This is a genomic window from Solidesulfovibrio sp. DCME, from assembly GCF_049995385.1.
Lineage (GTDB): Bacteria > Desulfobacterota > Desulfovibrionia > Desulfovibrionales > Desulfovibrionaceae > Solidesulfovibrio.
Map to the genome: position 1 here is coordinate 4846810 of NZ_CP188261.1, position 21803 is coordinate 4868612.

Genomic DNA, 21803 nt, shown 5'->3' on the forward strand with positions numbered 1-21803 from the left:
AAAATGCAATAGAAAACTAAGAAAAGACAGAGGTTAAAAAATAAATAGCTCAGAGCAAATAATATTAAAACTATTTTTTGATATAAACATCTTTTAGCGAATTTAACTTACAAACAAATTCATCACGCAAATCTATAGGCTCAACAATCTCAGCCAATTGTCCAAAACTCAAAATCCAAGAAAAAAATTCTTCTTTACTACCAATTGTCAGCAGAAGATCTATTGAGCCATCATCTAATACAAAAATTTCTTGATCTTCACTCCACTTTCGCTCTGACACATACATCGAAATAGATTCATCAAAATGAACGCGAACTCGTTCTGAAGCTTGTTTCATAAAACCAAACGACACTTCATCACATACGGGATATTCTGTGAATTCATGCTTCCTTTTTAGCATCGGGTCAAAAGACTTAATTCTTTGCACAGCCAAAGTCATCGGCTGAATCACTTCTTGTCCATTTTCATTCTTAATTCTCCAACACTCAACATATAAACTCTCATGATACGCCATAATGCGCATTGGAGCGACCACAAATTCACGAATTTCTTTGCTTTTTATACTGCGATACAAAACAGTGCACACCCTTTTCTTGGGAATAGCCTGCATTATTTTTGTAACTATCGATTGAAATGGTGTATAATCAACAGCACCCTTCATACAGGACCTTGCCAACGGTGACAATGCATAGCTTCTTATTTCTTTGTCCGGGATCAATTCAGCAGCGCTATCAACAGTATCCCCCAATTCTACGACCAAATCTGCAGGCAATAGGCTAAAAAGAATATCTCTACAGAGAACTAATTGCTGTATATTTTCATGAGTAAATATTTTTGCTGTTCTTTTCGCTAATTTGTTTATTCTAAACCAACGCTCCTTTCCATCTTTCCCAGTATCTATAACTTCAGTAAGTTCGACATCTGTCATCAGACGAAGCACAGTTGCCTTGGAACACTGAAGCCTTTCAGCTAGCTTAGTTAATGTATGCTTCCTTCCAGAAAATACTAACAGACGAGGGTTTTGCAAAAATCGGTTTTGCTAAATAATCCTGCAAAACCGTATGGATAGGAGTAGAACGGAAGCTGGTTATGTGGTAGTTTGAGTTCACCACAAACCTAAACTAAAACCACACGAGCCAGCTTCCATGAGACTCCTATCACGCATCCTCGGTGCCATACAAGGTTCTTTGATTCCATGTTTAGAAGAAAAGTTTGGTTCTTTGACAGATAAGCAGAAAAGACTCGTTGAGATTATTGAGTTGGTTCGCATAGAAGATCATATTTCGGATTTGCCTCGATTCGGAAGAGGTAGGCCATCATATAGTCGCGCAGCTATTGCCAGAGCGTTTATTGCGAAAGCTGTTTTAAATTTTCCTAACACAAGGGCTCTCGTTGAAGCGTTGCAATTGATGCCAAGTCTTAGACGGATTTGCGGTTTTGAAGAACACAAAACTATTCCGCATGAATCTGTATTTAGTCGTGCATTTTCAGAATTCTCTTTAAAAGGTTTGCCTCAAAATGCCCATGAAAGACTTGTCAGGCTACATTGTAGCGAACGATTGATTGGGCATATTAGTCGTGATTCGACAGAAATTAACGCCAGAGAAAAACCAACTAAAAAAATGAATCCGCCCAAACCCAAAAAACGCCGCCGCAGGGGGCGGCCGATTAATAGCAAGACAAAGCCAAAGACAAAGAAGCTACTTGAGCGACAGATAGAAATGACTAGCGACGAAGCCAGAATGACTCTTCCTATGGCATGTGATATCGGTGCTAAATCTAGCAGTAAGGGGCATTTTCGTCGATGGATTGGATATAAATTACATATTGATTCGGCGGATGGTCAAATTCCTATCAGTTGTATACTTACTTCTGCTTCACTACACGATAGTCAGGCAGCCATACCGTTGGCAAAAATGTCCGCTGAACGAGTAACAAGTCTCTATGACTTGATGGATTCAGCGTACGATTCCAAAACAATTCGCGACTTTAGTCGTTCATTGGGGCACGTTCCGATTATTGATTTTAACAAAAGACGCAATGGAATAAAAAAAGAAATGGAGCCAGCAACTAGCATTCGATACAGAGAAAGAACTAATTCTGAACGTGTTAACAGCCGTCTTAAAGATGATTTTGGCGGAAGAAGTCTTATGGTTCGCGGTGGACCTAAGGTCTTTGCTCATCTTATGTTTGGCATCCTTGCGTTGACAGCAGATCAATTGATTCGTTTGTTGACAGTATAGCAACAATATGATTTTGATACTCATAAATCAGGATATTCGTTTCTGAATTATGTGCAAAATAGAAACACGACAGCATTAAAACACATTAGTGTTTAAAAATGAGCACTCATGCCCGTTGGAATGTGTTAATTCTGTAGCTCGTATTATTTTTGCAAAACCCTCAGACTATAAAGCTCAAGCATTTTCCTCGAACTTGATGAATCAGGATTGAGTCTTTGTGCCATAATTTATACGCCAGCCCACAGAAATAGTGATAACGGAACAAAGGCCATAACTCTGCTTGCTGTTAATAACCTTCACTAAAACACTTTTTCTTATCATCATAAACACTTTTTTTTGTCAACAGGTTGCCCGGCAGCGAAAGCTTTGTTCGTTCTTCTGGCTGACGCGGTCCGCGTCCCTTCCCATACATGCTCACCAGCGAACACAGGTTCCAGCCACAACAACCTCACTCGGGTTAAAGGTTTGAATACCAAATCATTGATGTAATATATATGTGAAATATGATGATCAGCATGAAATGCTGATCATCGTATCTATCGAATGAAATGAGATATAAATAAAATGAGTAGCACTATTTCATAAATAAAAAAATTATATATACAGTAAGACATATGGGGTGCGTTTGTGCGCACCCCATATGTCCTTTGTTACCGCAACAGCAACTGAAGCGCAGCTAGTGGAACACTCCGACGCTGCTGTGAGATGTTCCAAGTATACATGGTAGATCCGGTCTGCCAAGTACCCTGACTGTTTTTGCCCACGATCTCGATAGTGTGCTGACCAAAATTGAGGTTGTAGGTAATGGGAGTACTCACCGACGTTTCGTTTGAATAAGCACCTCCATCGATACGATACTTGTAGGCGACGACGTTGTCGCCTCCGACAGTGATCGTACCAGTTTTGAGATAAGACTCATATCCCGGGTAAGCCATAAGCTTGGCCACTGGTGCAGCAGGATCCACGATAGTCCAGGTATAGACCGTCGGTGCTGCAACATTTTGCCAATTGCCGGCAATATCCTTCGCCAGGATCTTAAGCACATGAGTGCCACGAGACAAGTTGTAAAAGCGTATCCCGTTGTATATACCAGCAGACTGTTCTACCCAATCACCACCATCGAGGCTGTACTTGTAGACCACAGCTTGTTCGTCACTCGTATCCACAAGTACATAGTAATCCACCTCAGTGGTAATAGGATCAGGAGGAGTAGTCCACTTCCCGATGGGAGCAACGGTGTCCACTATCCACGTGTAATTATTGGCCATGCAATTTCCTGCACGGTCGCAAGCATAAAACCAAAAATAATGTTCACCGTCTCTTGTGATGGTGAACTCAGCAGGTTGAGAGACAGGGGTTATTGGTTTTTCCAGATAAGTTTCCTCATCCAGACTGAACCGATACCCAACCACATCATCGATGTTGTTTATCCCACGCCACGTTAACGTGTACTTGGTCTGATTGGTGATTGCATCGGGGTATTGCGTTGGGATAATTATTGGAAATGTCAGATCCACTGTAAACGTATAGACCGTAGGCGTGGACTGCCAATTGCCAAGAAAATCACATCCGATCATCTCCAGTGTATGGAGACCTTCATACAGATTATCAATCATGATTAAGCCATCCGCACCAACAGTTTTTACTTCAGAGTAATCTCCTCCATCCATACGATACTTGTAAAACAGCACATCACCCGTAGCAACAATGCCTACGTAGTAGTAATTGAAATTACTGTATTTGATGTCGGAATTGGGGATCTTAGCACGATACTCAACATTCGGCTCAGCCTGGGAAATCACCGAACCTTCCATGACCGTGTTGAAGATGTTGAGAAATTGGGTGTAGCTGGAAGCTGATGCTTCTGCATAAGCAATACGGCCATAGCCATCCTCACCCCAATAGTTGCCCCAGGAGTTTTTGATGATGAAACACTTTTGGTCATCGTCATAGCCAATGACTTCCACTACGTGATAGCCGGACAACATGCCACCAGGCTTGGTGGATTGATATATGCCACTGACGTAAGATTGAAACTCGCTGGTAGCATAGATCGTAGCTACGAACGGACCCTTTTCTACGATGGTCCGCTTGATGGTCTCAAGATCCGTACCAGGGTCATACCAGTTTTGGATCTTGTACCGACCGGCAGTGGTCTTATGCTCGTCAGACACCACCGTGGCACAATCAGTCACCTTCTCCTGATAGGGAGCATACCGTTCAATGACCGTACCCTGATCCTTGATGAGATCATTGAGGACCTCGTCAAGATAGGAGCCGGTGCAACCGATCGAGGACATGCAGGACAGAATATACTGCTCACTGAAGTCCTGGGTCCACAGAGGACGATCGGCATAAGTATTGATGCGGATGAGCGACTCCAGTACAGCTGTAGTGGCGAACATCACGCAGGCGCCACAGCCGCCTTGGTTCTTGACCGGAGTCACGTAGTTGACACCATTTACATTGCGCCAGTCAAACTTGACAGGTAATGGCGTAACGCCGTTGGTACGCTTGAGTGGGGTGAGAGGCTTGTGCTGAGCCTTGATCTCATCGAGGTTGGGAGGAAGCAAAGCACCTCCGGAAAAAAGCGCCTTGCGTTGGTCATCCGGCATCTTGGTAATGAACGTTTCCCCTGCCTTCCAGGTAGCACCCCGTTGGGCGAGATGTGCATTAACGGAATTAATAGAATCAATGTTTTTGTTTTGAAAAATTTTTGTATCAGCCCACCCAACATCAGACAATTTAATAATAACTATTAAAACCAAGATTATGGCTCTAGACACACTACTAATCCTCGATAGCCTTTGATGTAACACCTTACTACACCTTGCTTAACTATTTTTACAAGTTTTCTTGCTGTATTTAGCACAACAACCAAGCATTATGCACCAAAAGTCTTTGCCCCATCCCGATGATAAAACGTTTTCATTCTCAAGCCATGTATCCCGAGAACGAATGGTAAAACAAGATAATTTCACTGCATAAAATTATAACTAAAAATTTTTGGCCTTTCCGGGTTTTTTACGCTCAGGTTGGCCGAAGCCGAGAAGCTCTGGACGAAGCGAACGAGGAACTGGCAAGAGATCGTGGCTCAGCTTTCGATCTTCTTCCGGGCCTCTCGTTCCTACCTTAATTGACCATCCCCAGGACCATCCCGCCGACACGTTGTCAAACGACAACACGTTGCAACCGATAGCCACTCTCCGCCGTCAACCGAGGGTGCTGGCCGCTTTGGTGTAGGCATTGATAACGTGGAACATGGTCTCCCCTTGCTACTGCGACCACGCCCACTCAACGGTCTCGACCTCGGGCTTTCCCAATTGAAACTGGCGGTTGAATGATCGCAAGGTATCCATGGGATTTTTCCCTTCTGATTCAAGTGAATATTGCAACTGCCTCTTTTACGCAAGCGTCACTATGCTGACATCGCCTACCACTGTAGGGAAATCGGCGAGTATCCGCGTCGAGATATGACGATACGAGGCTTCGACTTCCATCTTGGGAATGAGCCCATTGGTGCATACCAGCCGCAGAATGAAAGCGGAGATGGATAACGCTGACAGGCCGACTTCCAAATTGCCAATGAATATGCCGGGCTCATCCTGTCGTTTCCCTTCAGAGCAAACTCTTCTCCCTGGCTAAGGATAAACAACGTCATAAGCTACCGGTCTATACGACAACTAAACTCCAGCATCCATGAAAAAGCCCATTCTTTACTTCACTTTTAACTCCTGGATAATTTTGTTTGCTTCACAACCCTGCAAGTCACTTAACGACTTGCCAAACAAAGTATTGGCAATATCTTCAGGCGAAACAGTTTGATTTCTAGCTAAAGATGAAATCAGCGCCAATTGCTTCTCCGAGGCGGGCTTAAAGCCACCACCATTTTGAGCTTGATTGCACTGTGGTTTTTCATCCGTAATATCTGTATAATCAGCATCTATGATGTGACCACCTCCAGCACCATCTGGAGGCATATCCGCATCATCGATCATCACACTCTTGATATTGAAAGCATCTGAAAGCACTCTTCCCTTTGCTCTCGTGGCAGCGATCCGAGGGAAACTGTCAGCGCATCCTCTTGGTACATTGCTTGGCGATGCATCTGCAATATCAGAGAAGACTTTGTCATCAGCAGTCACCAGTTCAGCTTTGCAAAAACACATTTGACCATTTTGTTCAGAAGGAACCTGCAACACCTCTACCTTCAAGCTTTTTATGCCATATTGGTGAGCATAGTCCAGTTTACTTTCATAAGTGGTCACATCTTTACCTCTAATCTGAACCACACCAGCCTGCTTGATCTTGGGAAATTTCTTATTGGAATCCATGGAGATCCTCCTGTTTTTAAAAAAACATTGTTGTCACAGAGAGCTGTCCCAAAGATGCCTAAACAAAAGAGGGCAGGATATGGCCAGAGCATCCTGCCCTCTCTGTCTGCCTATAGAATGATGAACTTAAATTTTAAATCATTCCAGTCGAGACATACCAAAATTTCTCCAAGGGTCACCGTAGTCTCTTTTATCTTTTATCTTAGCCAAATAGGACAATTGACATATGACTGCATCGTACTTAGCTTGGGCTTCATCATGGTACATTTCAATCATAATGCCATTAGCATAATTTTTATAATACTTTTCTCCAATACAATAGTGTACCTGCCCAGAAACGTCTACTCCTAACGTACTAGCCCAAAGGCTCTGAGCATTCATAAACACATGACTAAAACTTTCTATTTTATGTCCATTGAGCAATAATGCAAAGTGATAATGAGGATGGTCACTTGTATTCTGTTCTCTTGCCCAGATATAAAATGGATCAAGTCCTTGTCTTTTATATTTTTGTATCAGTTTTTGAGTAAAGCTACTTATAAGTACATTTATTGCAACTGACATGTAATTTAATGGGAAGGTTAAATCAAATCTAACAACGAGACATTTACTGTGTTTGTTTAAATAAAAATTTAATAACTCTATTAATTTTTGAAATATAGAATATTCATAATCGTATCGTGTCATCAATACACTCATTTCATTCCAGTGATTGAGCATGATTGCTTCTCCTCCTTGCATAATTTCTTTATTGTACTTTTATTATATCTGAAACAGAAAGTTTGTTGTGTTTGGCATTACTGTTCTTTTATTAAATTTTATATTTGGTTACGAGGTTATTGTTTATTTTTTATATTAGTTTATTTTATAGATATGATTTATTTAGAAGAGATGATCTATTATGTATTACATAACATCCTGCACCAGTATCATTTTGAACACACCAGATATTAACGGCTAGACTTTTAATTGTGATCACATCTAGATCATACTATAGTGAGTGAATTAGTTAAAAATAATACACAAATACTCAGAAAGGTATTGTTTCATTGCTTCTTATGAATGATGCGATTGGAGATCTCATCAAAATACACCTATAAAAAACGATAGCGGCTATTCTGATTATCCTCATTGAAGTTAAAGACCTCTCAAAAACGCAGGTTTTAAGGAGAGGCTGTGGGATGCTCAGCCATTGAGTAAACCTCCCATTCTTAGTGCCAGTCGAAAGTTGAGACCGCTGGCGAGTTGATGGCGAGGGAGGATGAACTGACCAGGTGAGGTACATGCCAAACCTATCTTTTTGCGCTTTCAAAATTCCATACCAATGCTCTTCCATTGCCGGGCATTGGCGAGCTCAGCATAAGAAGTCTATTCACTTTTCGAACAGGCAGAGATAGGATTATTGATCATGCGCGGCGTAGACTTTAGTTGCCCGTTCACTTTACTGGCCCTGACCTGCCCAGGCCTTTTCTGCCAAGGATTTTTTCCTTGCCCTCTTTCGTTCCAGTCGAAAAGAAAATTTCATCTGACAGGACTATCTTTCACTCAAGTATTGTAAGGCAGCTATTGTCATGGGGAATTATAATGACTGAACTAGCTATTACAACTACTGAATTTGTCATCAAAAGTTCTTTTGCTCCAAAGATATCCTTTGCCTTGCATCAAAACTCCATTCCAGTGCTTTTGGAACTCTCTGTTGAAAATACCAGCAATCAAGACAGAGAGGATCTTGTCCTTTCCCTGCACTCCATTCCAGCTTTCTTCCGATCTCGGGACTGGCAAATAAGCAAAATCAGTCCGCAGCAGCGCTATACAATCACGGACTTGGACTTAAATATGGACGGGGGGCAATTGTTCCGGCTTACCGAGGCCGAAAAGAGTCAAATCGTATTTGATTTGCGTCAAGGTGACACCAGCTTATGCCGATTAGAGCAGTCAGTAGCACTGCTCGCCCGCAATGAATGGGGGGGATTGAATCAGTTCCCCGAACTGGCGGCGGCCTTCGTGAGGCCCAATGATCCGGCCGTGGACCGGGTGCTGAGAAAGGCAGCCGACCTTCTGCACCAGGCGGGGAAGGAATCTGCCCTGGAAGGATACAAAACAGGCGGCAAACTCCGGGTGTGGGAGATCATGGCCGCCATCTGGCAAGCTATCTGCTCGCTGTCCCTGAACTATGCCCTCCCGCCAGCCGGCTTCGAGCAGCAGGGCCAGAAAGTCCGCTCGCCTGAGCAGATTCTCCAGAATGGCCTCGCCACCTGCCTCGACCTGACCTTGCTTTTCGCCTCATGTCTTGAGCAGTGCCGACTCCATCCGCTCCTCATTTTCATAGACGGGCACGCTTTTGCCGGCGCTTGGCTCGTACCCGAAGTCTTTGCGACCACCGCCATCGACGATGTCACAGCCCTTCGAAAGCGTCTGCAACTTCAGGAAATCCTTCTTTTCGAGCCCACCCTTGCGGTGCGTGGCCAGCAGGACCCCGCCAAGTTCAAATGGTCATGCGAAGTAGGAGCACGCCAAGTTTCCGAGGAAGAGCCGCGGCCTTTTCAACTGGCGCTGGATATCCAACGGGCGAGGATGGAACGAATTTTGCCCTTGGCCAGCGAAGAAAGTCTCGTCCAGCCAGCGCCTCCAGAGGAGTCCGCGACGCAGATTCCCGATGTTCTTGATTTCGACGATGTCCCGGACCTCACGGAAGTCGAAACGCAACCTGAGAGCACGACTCCGAGTGGTCCTCAGGACCGACTCGGAAATTGGCAGCGCAAGCTTCTGGATCTTTCTCTGCGCAACAACCTGCTCAACTTTCGCTCTACCAGACGGGTCTTAGAGCTCATGGTTCCCGACCCCGGTCACCTGGAGGACATGCTGGCCGACGGCAAGCGGTTCAAGCTGCGGCCGGGCATTCGCCTGATGCAGGGGAACGACCCGCGCGACGAAGCCATTCATCAAGCGCGCCATAAAGAAGAGGTTGAACGAGAACATGCGCGGGAGGGCCTCGGTAAAGGCGAACTCTTCACCTGCCTGTCCGAGGAGGAAATGGAGCGTCGGCTGGTGGAACTGTTCCGTGCCTCTCGCATGGCCCTTCAGGAGGGCGGCGCCAACACGCTGTACCTTGTGCTCGGATTCCTGGTCTGGACCCAGGAGGGTAAGGACGGGCGCCGGCTGCGGGCTCCTCTGATACTGATTCCAGTCACGCTAAACCGCCAAGCCGTCCGCTCGGGTTTCTCCCTTGCGAGCCACGAAGACGAACCGCGCTTTAACCTGACCTTGCTGGAAATGCTGCGGCAGGATTTCCACCTGCTCCTCCCGGGCCTCGAGTCTGAACTGCCGCATGATGACTCGGGGTTGGACGTGCTCGCCATCTGGCGGACTGTAGCCACGGCCATCAAGGACATGCCCGGCTGGGAAGTGGCCGAAGAGGTCAGCCTTGGACAGTTTTCCTTTGCAAAATACCTCATGTGGAAAGACCTCACCGACCATACGGAGGAATTGAAACGAAACCCCGTGGTGCGCCACCTGATCGATACCCCGACTGAGACATACGGTGATCGAGCCGCCTTCATCGAACCGGGGAACCTGGACCGACACCTGCACCCATCTCATAATTTTTGTCCTCTCCCGGCTGATTCTTCTCAACTCGCGGCAGTGGTGGCCGCGGCCCAGGGCAATGATTTCGTGCTGGAAGGTCCTCCCGGCACCGGGAAAAGCCAGACCATCGCCAACCTTATCGCCCAATGTCTGGCCATGAACAAAACGGTGCTCTTCGTGGCCGAGAAAACCGCCGCTCTGGACGTGGTCTATCGCCGGCTCAAAGAGGTCGAACTGGGAGAATTTTGCCTGGAACTCCATTCCCACAAGGCCAACAAGCTGGAAATCCTCAAGCAACTCCAGCAATCCTGGGATGCTCGCGTCAGTGTCGATCAATCACGGTGGGAACAAGAAGCCGCCCGCATGGGCTCCCTGCGCGATCAACTAAACGCCCTCGTCAGTACCCTCCACCACCGCTGGCCTAACGGCCTGAGCGTCTTCACTGCCATAAGCAAGACCCTCTCGGCCCGAGACATGGCGATGATTCCCCTCCGTTGGTCTGATCCGGGAAACCATGACAAGGCAGACCTCAACAGGCTGATGGACATCGCCACCCGGCTCGGCATCAATGCTGACCAGGTCATGGATGCACCCAAGGATAGTCTGGCCCTGGTCACGGCCACGGAATGGTCGCCAGGGTGGGAAGAATCCCTGTCGGAGGCCCTGCGCCAGGCGCTCATGCTTTGCGAGGAGACAGAAACCGCCGGCGCCCAATTTTTTGCTGCAACCGGTTTACCCGCAGCAGCCCTGGCCGAACCCGTTCGACAGGCCCTGTCCTCGCTGGCCGCCCTCCTGCCTGAGGCATCCGGTCGGGACTGGAGCTTTCTCTTGCGCCCTGACGGGCCGGACCTCCTTGTCCGACTCGGGGAAGGGGAATCCTTCGTTGGCCCTCGTCGGGCACTCCTGGCCGAGCTTCAGGAACAAGACGCCGCAGGGGCCCCCACGGCCGGTCCTGCCGATGAAAATTCAGGACCATGGCCTGAGCTGGAAGAGTCGGTACAAGAGATGGAACGGAAATTGTCCCGGTACCGCGCATGCACCGAGGCAATCTCTGTATCGCCTTTTGGCGACAGTCAGGAAGCTCCCATTTTCTCAGGACTCGACGGGTTGCGGCAAGAGATATCTTCCTTGGCAACCACGGCCAAGGCCGTACATAAGACCGCGTTGGCCCGTTTGCAGGAGGGGCAGGCCCTGGTTACGGAGCGCCAGCGGTTGTGGGACCAGCTGTCACGGGATTATCTCCCTGAGGCTTTGAACCTTGACCTTGAGGGACATCGTCAAACTTGGCAGCAGGCGGCCACGGCTTGGTGGCCCAAAAGTACCCTGGCGCAGGGCAAAGTCCGCAAGGCTCTTCAGGCTGTAGCCAAAGCCAAGCCAGCCAAGACTCCGAATGACGCAAAGGACCTAGGCCTGCTCATTGGTATTCGGGATCTGGATGCCAAGCTTGCCCCCTTCGAAGACCTGAAAGACCCTATCGAGCACACCTGGGACTGGCCCGAACGCCACGCAACCTTTCAAGCAGCGTTCGACCGCTTCTGGCAAAAGCTGAATCGTGCGGCTGCCGTCTTCAATGCCCTCGTCAAAATACGGGATCTGGACACGAAACTCTCCGCCTATACCGCGCTGGGCCCGGCAACTGGCGGCCTCTGGAAAGGAGTGGAGACCAGAGCCGAGGACCTTGTCTTGGCCCGTAAATTGGGAGATGGACTCAAGGCCAGTCTAGCCGGCCTCTATGACTGTCCCGAGACGCTCAAGGCCGGGGTGGAAGCCCTCCAACGGCTTATCGGTGAAAACAACCTTCTGCTTTCCCCTTCAGGCGTGGTGGCTCGGTCCGGCGCCGATTTCGAAGCCAAAGTCGCTCGGTTGCGGACCGCACTGATTACGTTGAAAGAGTGGTGTGGCAGCGACACAACCGGGACACGCAGCCTGGAGGCCCTGACGTCCTCACGGCTTGCCGATTATTGCCGCGACATATTGGCGCGCCCCCAATTGTTGCGCCTCTGGTGCGCCTGGAACCGAGTCGTGGAAGAAGCGCATGCCGTCGGGCTGGGCGGACTGGCCGAAGCCCTGGCCAAAGGATCCATTGTCGCCGGGCAGGCCAGGGAGGCTTTTGCGATCAATTACTGCCGTTGGTGGCTCAGAGCCGTGGTGGACGGCGATGTCCTGTTGCGACGCTTCGTCTCATTGGAACACGAACAGGTCATTGAGGATTTTCGACGCCTTGACCTTGTGTTGGCCAATCTGGCCAGGGACTGCATTCGGGCAATTGTCCGCCAGGATGTGCCCGAGGCCGAGGAGACCAAACGCGCCTCGGAATGGGGCGTCTTGCGTCGTGAAATGGCGAAAAAACGTCGACACCTGCCCCTGCGACAGCTTCTCGAACAGTTACCTACGGCCTTGCCCCGGCTGACGCCGTGTCTTTTGATGAGTCCGCTGTCCATTGCCCAGTACCTGCCACCAAGCCGAGCCCTGTTCGATCTGGTGGTCTTCGATGAAGCCAGCCAAATCCCGGTGTGGGACGCCATCGGGGCCATGGCCCGGGGAAAGCAGGTCGTGGTCGTGGGGGACCCCAAGCAACTGCCGCCAACCAACTTCTTCAACCGGGCCGAGGATGAGGATGCTGACGATAGCGTGGAGATCGGCGGCGACATGGAAAGCATCCTTAACGAATGCCTGAGTGCCGGCCTGCCCTGCCAGCGCCTGAATTGGCACTACCGCAGCCGCCACGAAAGTCTCATCGCCTTCTCGAACAACCGATATTACGGCAGTGGCCTTGTCACTTTCCCTTCGCCCGTGACTGACGACAGCGCGGTTTCCTTGCACATGGTGGAAGGTGGGCACTATGACAAAGGCGGGAGCCGCACGAATCAGGTTGAAGCCAAGGCGGTCGTGGCCGATATCGTTCGCCAACTCCAGGCTCCAGACTTTGTGGCCAGCGGCAAATCCATTGGCGTAGTGACGTTCAACTCGCAGCAACAAAAGCTGATCGAGGACCTCCTCGACGAAGAGCGTCGCCGCGACACTGCGTTGGAAAGGTTTTTCTCCGATGATCTGAACGAACCGGTCTTTGTGAAGAACCTGGAAAACGTTCAAGGCGACGAGCGAGACCTGATTTATTTTTCCATCACCTATGGCCCGGACCTCGCAGGCCGGGTGTCCATGAACTTCGGCCCCTTGAACAAGGATGGCGGGGAGCGGCGACTCAATGTGGCTGTCACCCGGGCCAAGCACGGGCTGCGGATTTTCACGAGTCTTCTGCCTGATCAAATCGACCTGACGCGCACCAAAGCCAAAGGAGTGGCTGACCTGAAGCTTTTTCTCGATTATGCCCAGCGTGGCATCAGGGCCTTGGCTGAGGAAACAACTGCACTACAAGGTGACTTTGAGTCACCCTTCGAGGAAATCGTGGCCGCAGCTTTGTCCCGTCGGGGATGGACGGTCCACCCTCAGGTCGGTGTCTCCGCTTTCCGCATAGACTTGGGTGTGGTCGATCCTGAACGACCTGGCCGCTATCTAGCTGGTGTTGAGTGCGATGGCGCTACCTATCACCGGGCTGCTACGGCACGGGATCGGGACTGGCTCCGCGAGCAGGTCCTGAAGGGTTTGGGCTGGAGGATCGTGCGCATCTGGTCTACGGATTGGTGGCATGATGCCGAGACGGCCGCGAAGACCGTTGACTCTAAGCTGCGAAAGATCCTTGAAGAAACCCGAGAGGAACAGGCCAAAGCCGAAGCGGAACGGACGCATCAGGAAGCAGCCCGGCGCGAGGCACAAGAGTCAGCTTCAAACGAAATGATGGCTTCCCCAACGGATGAAAACGACAGTCCACGCCAGATCTCTTTGTTTTCTGCCACGCCCGCTGCGGATGTGCCCTCTGAGCCTGCGGCAGATGCTGTCTATGCCTTCCGTAGTGTTGCTCAAGAGACAGGCTGTGTGGCGGCTCCGGCAGTGGCGACGAGTTCAGACCTCCTCACCGATGGTCAGGAAACAGCACTCGCCGAAGCCATCCGGGAAGTTGTGGCCGCTGAAGGTCCAATCCGGAGTGATGTCCTGGCTAGGCGTATTGCCAAGCGGTGCGGCCTCCACAAGGCTGGCAGCAAAATTCGGGAGAAAGTCCTTAAGGTTGCTTCTCAGGAATTTACGAGCTTCGCAGAGGAAGATGGGGGTGTCTTTTTCTGGCCCGTCGGCACCACGCTCGGCCAGTGGGACCTTTTTCGGATGGAAGTGAACGGCGAGTCACGCCCGGCAGATGAAATCAGTTTAGCCGAACTCGCCGCACTCGCATGCGCCGCCTCCACTTCCCTCGCCCAGGCTGAAGACCCTGTAGCAGTGATGGCGCGTATGATGGGATTACAGCGTCTTCGTGCCGTCACAAGAGCCAGACTTGAACGAGCCTGGGATATGCGATTCTCCAAGCAAGCACGACCAGAAAAGTGAAACCGCCACCACCTGAAGGCAACGACATCTGATTACGACATAAGTCGACGATTCCGGCGAAAGCCAGTTCCGGCGTCTCTCCATTTGGAACGTCACCCAAATACTCTATTGAAATAATTGATTTTTATATTTATAAAAATCAAAATTTTCGCCAATTTGGACCAAAACTTGGCGCATTTTTGGTGCAACTTTGGAGGAAAATGCCGCCTTCCAGTACCGCTTCCATCAGTCAACGACAGCGCAAAAGTTACACCTAGGATTGACACTTTGGCTAGATTTAGCAACTTTTTTGTTAAGAACTTTGGCCTTGATCGCATCAATATCAGCAATTCAATTTTCTGGAAATCAGTTCTTTGCCAACAATCCTTGCTTGTTCACAAGAGTATAAAAAGTGTTTTTGACCTGCTTGGGCCTTTTCGGACCATCTGAAACTTGAGAAGGTGACTCCCGACGACGAAGAGGGAGCCATGAGAAAGGGACGATTTTCCGAAGAGCAGATGGTCGGCATCCTGCGCGAGGCCGACAAGGATCCGGTTGCCCAGGTCGCCAAGCGCCACGGCGTCAGCGAACAGACGATCTATGGCTGGCGGCAGCGTTTCAGCGGCATGAACGCCGACGACGTCAAACGCCTGCGCCAGTTGGAGCAGGAGAACACCCGGCTCAAACGGCTCCTGGCCGAGCGGGACCTCGAGATCGAGGTCATGAAGGAAGTCGCCGCAAAAAAATGGTAGGCGCACCCGCCAGACGCCGGCAGGTGGTGTTTGCGCAGCGACGCGGACTGTCGCAGCGCAGGGCGTGTGCGCTGTTTTCCGTTTCTCGATCGACGCTTGGCTATGCGTCGCGCATCGACGCTCGTGATGGTCCGCTCCTGGCGGCCATGAAGCAGTTGTCAGACCAGTTCCCCCGGTTCGGCTACCGGCGGATATTGGTTTTCATGGAGCAGTTGGGGCATGCCATGGGACCCGACAAAGCGTTGCGTCTTTGGCAAAAGGCCGGGCTGCAGGTGCCTCGAAAGCGGCCGCGCAAACGTGTGGCGCACTCGCGGCCTCGTCCGCAATTGCCGTCAGGAGCCAACCAGGTTTGGGCCTACGACTTCGTGCACGATGCTTGCGCCAATGGGCAGCAGCTCAAATGCCTTACGATCATTGACGAATATACGAGGGAGTGCCTTGCCATTGACGTTGCCGGGAGCATCCGGTCAAATCGGGTGATCGAAATCCTGTCGCGCTTGGTCAGCGAACGCGGGGCGCCGCATCACCTGCGTTCGGACAACGGTCCGGAGTTTGTCTCCAAGGCGCTTTTGCGCTGGGTGGCGAATCAAGGGCTCGAAGTCGCCCTGATCGATCCCGGCAAGCCCTGGCAAAACGGGATGGTCGAAAGCTTCAACGGCAAATTCCGGGATGAATGCCTCTCCATGGAGTGGTTTCGTTCCAGAGTGGAAGCCAAGGTGGTTATTGAGGATTGGCGCAAAAGCTATAACGAGGTGCGGCCGCATTCGAGCCTCGGCAAAATGACGCCGGGGGCCTTTGCTCGGATGCTCGATAGTACCTCAAACCAAGGAGTCACCCTCAAGAATTGACTGGTCCGAAGAACACCGGCAGGTCACTACGCATTTCTTTTCTATTAGATTCTTAGCAATAAGCAATTTAAGTCGATTCCGAGAGGTTTCACCACTGCGCTTCAACAGGCTATCAACATCTCCTCTTGTAAAATTATTTTTTTTATGGGCAAGCTCAACCATTATACGTTTCTCATCCTCACTCAACTGATCATATTCTGGAATATAATTTTCGTTATTTTCCGCACACGTTTCGGCAGAACAAGTAAAGCTACCATTTTCATCAACTGCAAAGATATGCCATACGGGCCCCTCCATTGAATTTTCCACATTCAATGGAAGATAGCATCCCCACCGTGCACCATCAAATTCATGCACATGTTTACATTTTTTTACATGCATTTCAAAAAGAGCCCCTTTCTTGTCAATGTACTCAAAAAAAGCATTATTTTCATTATTTTTATACTTTTCTTTAATTTCGAAACGATTAGTCAATGCTATAATTGTTTGACTTCTTTCTTCTAGTTCTTTTGACCCAGACGCCTTTTTAAATACAGCTCTAGTATCTTTGGTGTGGTGCGCTAAAACAATAGAAATCTTGAATTTAGATTGCAAGAGCTTTACCCAAACCAGAAAATTTGTGACCATGCATGGTTTTTGAACATTTCCAGGAAGAAGTGTATTTAGGTTATCAAAAGCAACTACATCTATTTTTCCAGACTCCAGCCATTTTTCCACTTGTTGTCGTGAAGCTCGCTCGGAAAAATTAAAACTATGGTCTCTAGGATACCCTTCATATCGGAACGGATCATTTTCAAGCAAAGGCTTCGACAGAGGGTAAGCAAATTGAATTCTTCGAAACATCTCTTTGATGCCACCTGGCGATGTTTCCCCATCTATCAGTAACACCCTCCTACTCTTCATAACTTTAATGCCAAACAGTGTCACACCATAACTAATGGCATACAGAATCGACATAAGAAATATTGTCTTTCCGGAATGACTAGGACCCAAAACGAGCCCAATATCATTATGTTGAAAAATATTATCCCACACCATACGATTCATGCCACTTGGCACTATTTCTGTTGTATTTATTGACGGAGGAAATTCTACATCGCTAATATCTTCTTTTACTTTGTCGTTAAACAATCCCATTCTTTTGCCAATCTTCAAAAATTCATCATGAGAAACACTCTTCCCTAGAATATCTAAAAATAAATCATTATTCAACTCAGAAATATTCACAGCCTTATCCGCAAGCAACTTCTCAAATGGATTCATTTTTTCAACTAATCCATTTCGAGGCAAAGTTTTTGTTAACACTGGATCTAACAAAATAGAAAATTTCTTAACCATTACGTCGACGCATTTCTTCTGACACTTTAAGATTTTTACATAACTCATTTTTTTCAAAGCCGGCAAGAAAATAACATGCCTTTCATGCAAATAACCAAAGTCTACACCATCAATCGCTTTATATCCTCCATACCACATAGTAACAAAATACTTATTATCAAAATCTTTCAATTTATCACGTATAAATTCTTTTAGTCTTATAGCAACAACTGGATCTTCACACAACAAGATCTTAGTGTCAGGCTGCAAATCCCTTAATACATCTGACCCAAACAGTTTAGATATATCTTTCTGCCCCATTGCCAAATAAGACTTTGTCGCAAATTTTACATCACCTCTCTCCGCAACTTTACCAGGCGGGATTTCATTTCCTGAAACATTACAAGGGATAACATACTTATCTGACAAATAATTAACATAGAATGGAATCAACAACTCTTTTTCAGTACCCCCACTCGGTTCATACAACGCCAAAGATCCTACGATCGAATCTGTTTTACATAAAAAAAAGTTAGACTTAAAATGGAACACGTCTGAATCACATAAAATAGTTTTTGGCTGCGCCGATACATCTAATTGATCAATGGAATCTTCTACTATAGAAAATCCACATTTTGAAAAAATAAATAGATCGCTCTCTGTCAGCTTATTTTCGCCTGCAAGCCGTTTAAAGGCTTCTAAGATAGAAATCCCATAAATTGTTGCATACAGATCAACAAAACCTTGTCCGCTTTTTTTTGTTATATTTTTCAGTTTATAATAACGATTATTCTCATCAATCTCCCAACGAAAATTTTCAATCCTTGGGTCTCCAAGAATTGGAAACTCCAAATTGTACCCCATGGGCTGCTGTTGAAGACAAAAAAAATCACTAAATCTATTACGAACAAAGTTTAAACCTTCTACACTATTAACCCTAGCAACTCGACAACTATAACTTAGCAAGCACTCTAGATTGGCATTAAGAATACTGAAAACCTGCTTCGCACTAAACAAGCAATCAGAAACGATATTACTTTCACCGACATACAAACAAAACTCAGAAGAAAAATTTTTACCCATCTTCACACTCCAATTTATGTAACAGCTGGCACTTGGTGTAACACCAAGTGCCAGCCATTAAACCAGACACTTCGGCAACACGTGACAGAGTCACATTGATCTCAGCCCAAAAACACAGAGCCCTATACAAGCTATGGCATTAACGGGGCAGGCTACCGCCCCACTCCAAACAAATCGATCAAGAAATATACCAAAGAGAAATTGATGTCACTATACCCCCATATCGTCCCATAGGGGGGATAGGTGTACTATGCCCAACCATTACTTATTCATCCATCTTTTCCCTGATAAATTCGAGCACAGCAATAATAACCGGCACCCACGGAAATCCATTCATCTCGCACCTCCATTTTCGTTTCGCAGCCCAGACGACTCCCGGCCCAACAACAGAAACCAGTCGGGAATTTTCCTCTCACCACACCACCCTGGCCCACAACGCTCCAAGCATCCGCCAACCCTTTTCATTGCCCTACTCCTGACGTCCCCCGTGCCAACGCCTTGTGCAGCAGCATAAACATCGCTTCCGGCAACTCCGACAACGACTGCACGCCCATACTGGATCGCGGCAGCAAGGCCTGTATGGCTGCGGACTGGATCCCGATCCCGTAGACCTCAAATCCCAAGACCTCAGCCGTTCGCAGTACCCTTTGGGCGGCCGACACCGAGTCCGGCTCACCGTCCGTCACGATGACGACCATCTTGCGTTCCTCCTTGAGCAACATCATCTGCTGCAGCACCCACCACAAGGCCTGGGCCAAGGGCGTGTAGCCTTCCGCCAAGATATCGAGGTTGGCGTGCACCTTCTCCCCATGCTTGATCAGAGGTGCCACGGTGACGCCGTCATGGGCACTCCCTGCCGGAAAAGCCGAGACCGCCACATTGACCCCCTTGATCCGCTCCAGGGCCAAGGCTACGGCATAGCAGGCCATGGCCGCCAACTTGAGCGGCTCCCCAGACATGGAACCGCTGCTGTCGAGCAACACGTGCACCGCCGTATGGACCGCCTCCTTTTGGCCCCAAGCGGCAAACACCCGGCCATCTCCTGTCAGCACCCGATGCAACCGCTTCGGGTCTAATCGACCACGACGCCCGCTTTGGCAGCGCACCAACTGCTGCGCCTGCAGCAGCCGATACAAGCGCGTTCGCATGGCCACGGACGCCTGCAGACAGGCCGCCACTTCGGAAGCGCCAAAAGGCTGCCCGGGCTTGTCGCCACGCCGGGCCACGGCCAGCGCCTGATCGGGCGCATCTACCGCATTGGCGCAAAGCGACTGCGCCAGCTGCTCCCCCAGGTGCAACGGCCAGTCGCCTTCCAGGGGCGCGTCCAGCGCTTCCAGCAAGCGTTCCCGCACCGTCTCTGCCTGGCAGGCCTGGGGCATCTCCTCCTCTTGGGTCGCACCCCCAAATGGCACAGGCGGCTCCGGCGCAGACGCCGCCCCGATGCCCTCATTGCCCCCTTCCGGTTCCTCCTTGTCCGGTTCCTCTTGCGTTTCGGAGCCCAGGCTCCCACCCTCATCCTCCGTCATCCCATTGTCAGACGCAGCCGCCTGTGCCTCCATGCGAAGCACGGCGACAATTTCCTCGGCAAAGGCCATGGCATCCTGGCTGCTCCGGCATGTTGCCCGCGCCCGGTCCAGGACCGCCTGGACGCGCAACCACAGCCCTGGCAAATCAGCCTCGATGGCGGCCACCCCCTTGTCCCGATTGGCCGACACACTTGGTGCGTCCCAGCAGCGCACGGTGAGCAAGATGGCGTTTTAAAACGGACAGGGCCGGGGTGTTGTCCCCGGCCCTGTCGTTTGCACCTGCGAAGTAATGCTCAATCAGCCACCTGAAATTGTGGCGACAGCCTGGGAAGAGGTCTCCCAGCTTGTTCTCCACCCGCCAGTCCTCCAGCGAATTCCAGATGTGCCTGGAAAACGGTGTCGCCGGCCAGGCGGCCAGCGCAGCAAAGTCCGTTTCCCGGATATGGGCCGCCTCATGATCGATCAGGCCCCGCACCAGGGGCAGCAGCGTCGCCTCTCCTTCCGCCGGCAAACTGGGCAGGCAAATGACCTTCCCGTCCGTATGGGCGTCCTTGCCGCCCATGACCACGGAAACGCCGTAGGCATCGCCAAGCACGGCCGCCAGAAGCGGCAGGGAACGCAGCACGTGGCGCATGGATCCCATGGCGCTCACCAAAGTCCCATACTGGGTATCCGGGCCCCGGCCACGGGCTCGGGCATGGGGATGGGCATGGGGGCAACCTCCAGCGCCTCCCCCTCCGGACCATCCAGCATCTCGTCCATGTCGCTGGCATCCACGGCCGGTAACGGCGCGCGCAGGACCGCGTCCAGCACCGTGGCCGGGCCATAGCCTTCGATGACCTTTTGGCTGTGCTCGATCAGCGCATCCGGATCGCGCAGCAGACAGACCAAGCCTTGGAGCATGAGCAGATCGGTGCCGGCAATGGTCCCCTTGCGCGGCAGACGCGACAGCGCCATCTCGAGGATCTCCGCCACCGGAGCCACATGGGGCTCGACAAAAGTGAGTCCCATGAGCTTTTGGTACATGGTGCGCAGCGGCGAAAGCGCCTTGTGGGTGACCTCCGTGCGGCCAGCGTACACCTTGCGCCAGGTCTCATCGGCAGACTTGGCGATCTCGGTGAAAAGCGCTGCGCCAAGCTGCTCCACCTCCTCATACAAGCCAGAGGCGGCCATCGTCGCGGCATCGGGATGCCCCATCAGCGGCGCGACCTTGTATAACTGCCAGGCAAACCCCAGCCGGGAGCGCACATAGTCGCTGCCAACGGTGGCGTTGGCCAAGATGCTGGCCCACGCGGCATGCCTGGCGATCCAATCCCGAACCAGGCCGTCGTATTCGGCCAGAAATACTTCCTTGCAGGCGAAAAACTCGTCGCGGATCACGGTCAGCTCCTGGACGATATCCGTGGCCTTGTCCTCGGGGATGGCCCAGCCGCCGAGAAAGCGGATGCCGTGCCGGTCCAGGAGCGCAAAGGCCCGCGCCTTGAGCGTGCCGAAGATGCGCAGACTCTCCGGCGGCGCGATGCGCTTGCTGCCAAGGGAGGCCAGATCTTCCGGCGGCAGGTCCACAGGACCGAAGTCTTCGAGGGTCAGCTTCCTGCGGGCCGACCACAGGGTGACGTTGAGATTGACGGCCAGGATGTTGTCCAACACACGGATATCGGAAAGGATGGGCGTATCCATTTTTCCTCCAAGTGCTTCG

Annotated in this window: 11 protein-coding genes; 3 read left to right on the forward strand and 8 right to left on the reverse strand. The window is 50.2% G+C overall.

Annotation, left to right across the window (positions count from 1 at the left end):
- Positions 1 to 70: 70 nt before the first annotated feature.
- A complete protein-coding gene (locus ACP59X_RS21515) occupies positions 71 to 940 on the reverse strand; it encodes a WYL domain-containing protein (RefSeq protein ID WP_428562486.1) in 870 nt (289 codons plus the stop codon).
- A 205-nt stretch (positions 941 to 1145) separates the two neighbouring features.
- On the opposite strand from ACP59X_RS21515, the gene ACP59X_RS21520 reads away from it, so the two are divergent.
- Positions 1146 to 2243 (forward strand): transposase, encoded by a 1098-nt coding sequence (locus tag ACP59X_RS21520; RefSeq protein ID WP_428559722.1) that lies wholly within the window; start codon positions 1146 to 1148, stop codon positions 2241 to 2243.
- Between the two features lie 650 nt (positions 2244 to 2893).
- Here ACP59X_RS21520 and ACP59X_RS21525 read toward each other — a convergent pair.
- The 3 genes from ACP59X_RS21525 to ACP59X_RS21535 form a co-directional block, all read right to left on the reverse strand.
- Positions 2894 to 5029 (reverse strand): C1 family peptidase, encoded by a 2136-nt coding sequence (locus ACP59X_RS21525; RefSeq protein ID WP_428562488.1) that lies wholly within the window; start codon positions 5027 to 5029, stop codon positions 2894 to 2896.
- A 930-nt stretch (positions 5030 to 5959) separates the two neighbouring features.
- The gene (locus ACP59X_RS21530) at positions 5960 to 6577 is read right to left on the reverse strand and encodes a hypothetical protein (RefSeq protein ID WP_428562490.1); all 618 of its coding nucleotides are present in this window, start codon (positions 6575 to 6577) and stop codon (positions 5960 to 5962) included.
- Between the two features lie 138 nt (positions 6578 to 6715).
- A complete protein-coding gene (locus ACP59X_RS21535; protein WP_428562491.1) occupies positions 6716 to 7297 on the reverse strand; it encodes a YagK/YfjJ domain-containing protein in 582 nt (193 codons plus the stop codon).
- 768 nt (positions 7298 to 8065) lie between these two features.
- On the opposite strand from ACP59X_RS21535, the gene ACP59X_RS21540 reads away from it, so the two are divergent.
- Both ACP59X_RS21540 and ACP59X_RS21545 read left to right on the forward strand, forming a co-directional pair.
- Positions 8066 to 14599 carry a DUF3320 domain-containing protein gene (locus ACP59X_RS21540; RefSeq protein ID WP_428562493.1) on the forward strand — a complete coding sequence of 2178 codons (6534 nt, stop codon included), beginning with the start codon at positions 8066 to 8068 and terminating at the stop codon, positions 14597 to 14599.
- A gap of 467 nt (positions 14600 to 15066) precedes the next feature.
- A protein-coding gene (locus tag ACP59X_RS21545; protein ID WP_428561184.1) for an IS3 family transposase occupies positions 15067 to 16178 on the forward strand; the annotation gives its coding sequence in 2 pieces (ribosomal slippage) (positions 15067 to 15325 and positions 15325 to 16178; 1113 coding nt in all).
- On the opposite strand, the gene ACP59X_RS21550 is transcribed toward ACP59X_RS21545, so the two are convergent.
- From ACP59X_RS21550 to ACP59X_RS21565, 4 genes are all read right to left on the reverse strand, one after another.
- The gene (locus ACP59X_RS21550) at positions 16149 to 18578 is read right to left on the reverse strand and encodes an AAA family ATPase (RefSeq protein ID WP_428562495.1); all 2430 of its coding nucleotides are present in this window, start codon (positions 18576 to 18578) and stop codon (positions 16149 to 16151) included. The genes ACP59X_RS21545 and ACP59X_RS21550 overlap by 30 nt on opposite strands.
- Before the next feature lie 461 nt (positions 18579 to 19039).
- Positions 19040 to 20269 (reverse strand): VWA domain-containing protein, encoded by a 1230-nt coding sequence (locus ACP59X_RS21555; RefSeq protein WP_428562497.1) that lies wholly within the window; start codon positions 20267 to 20269, stop codon positions 19040 to 19042.
- A complete protein-coding gene (locus tag ACP59X_RS21560; RefSeq protein WP_428562499.1) occupies positions 20250 to 20738 on the reverse strand; it encodes a hypothetical protein in 489 nt (162 codons plus the stop codon). Before ACP59X_RS21560 ends, ACP59X_RS21555 begins: the two co-directional genes overlap by 20 nt.
- A 14-nt stretch (positions 20739 to 20752) precedes the next feature.
- Positions 20753 to 21784 (reverse strand): DUF3150 domain-containing protein, encoded by a 1032-nt coding sequence (locus tag ACP59X_RS21565; protein ID WP_428562501.1) that lies wholly within the window; start codon positions 21782 to 21784, stop codon positions 20753 to 20755.
- Positions 21785 to 21803: the final 19 nt, after the last annotated feature.

Bases quoted from the DNA above. Each gene is read 5' to 3' on its own strand.
- ACP59X_RS21520 (WP_428559722.1), top strand. From the start codon at position 1,146: ATGAGACTCCTATCACGCATCCTCGGTGCCATACAAGGTTCTTTGATT.
- ACP59X_RS21530 (WP_428562490.1), bottom strand. From the start codon at position 6,577: ATGGATTCCAATAAGAAATTTCCCAAGATCAAGCAGGCTGGTGTGGTT.
- ACP59X_RS21535 (WP_428562491.1), bottom strand. From the start codon at position 7,297: ATGCTCAATCACTGGAATGAAATGAGTGTATTGATGACACGATACGAT.
- ACP59X_RS21550 (WP_428562495.1), bottom strand. From the start codon at position 18,578: ATGGGTAAAAATTTTTCTTCTGAGTTTTGTTTGTATGTCGGTGAAAGT.
- ACP59X_RS21560 (WP_428562499.1), bottom strand. From the start codon at position 20,738: ATGCGCCACGTGCTGCGTTCCCTGCCGCTTCTGGCGGCCGTGCTTGGC.
- ACP59X_RS21565 (WP_428562501.1), bottom strand. From the start codon at position 21,784: ATGGATACGCCCATCCTTTCCGATATCCGTGTGTTGGACAACATCCTG.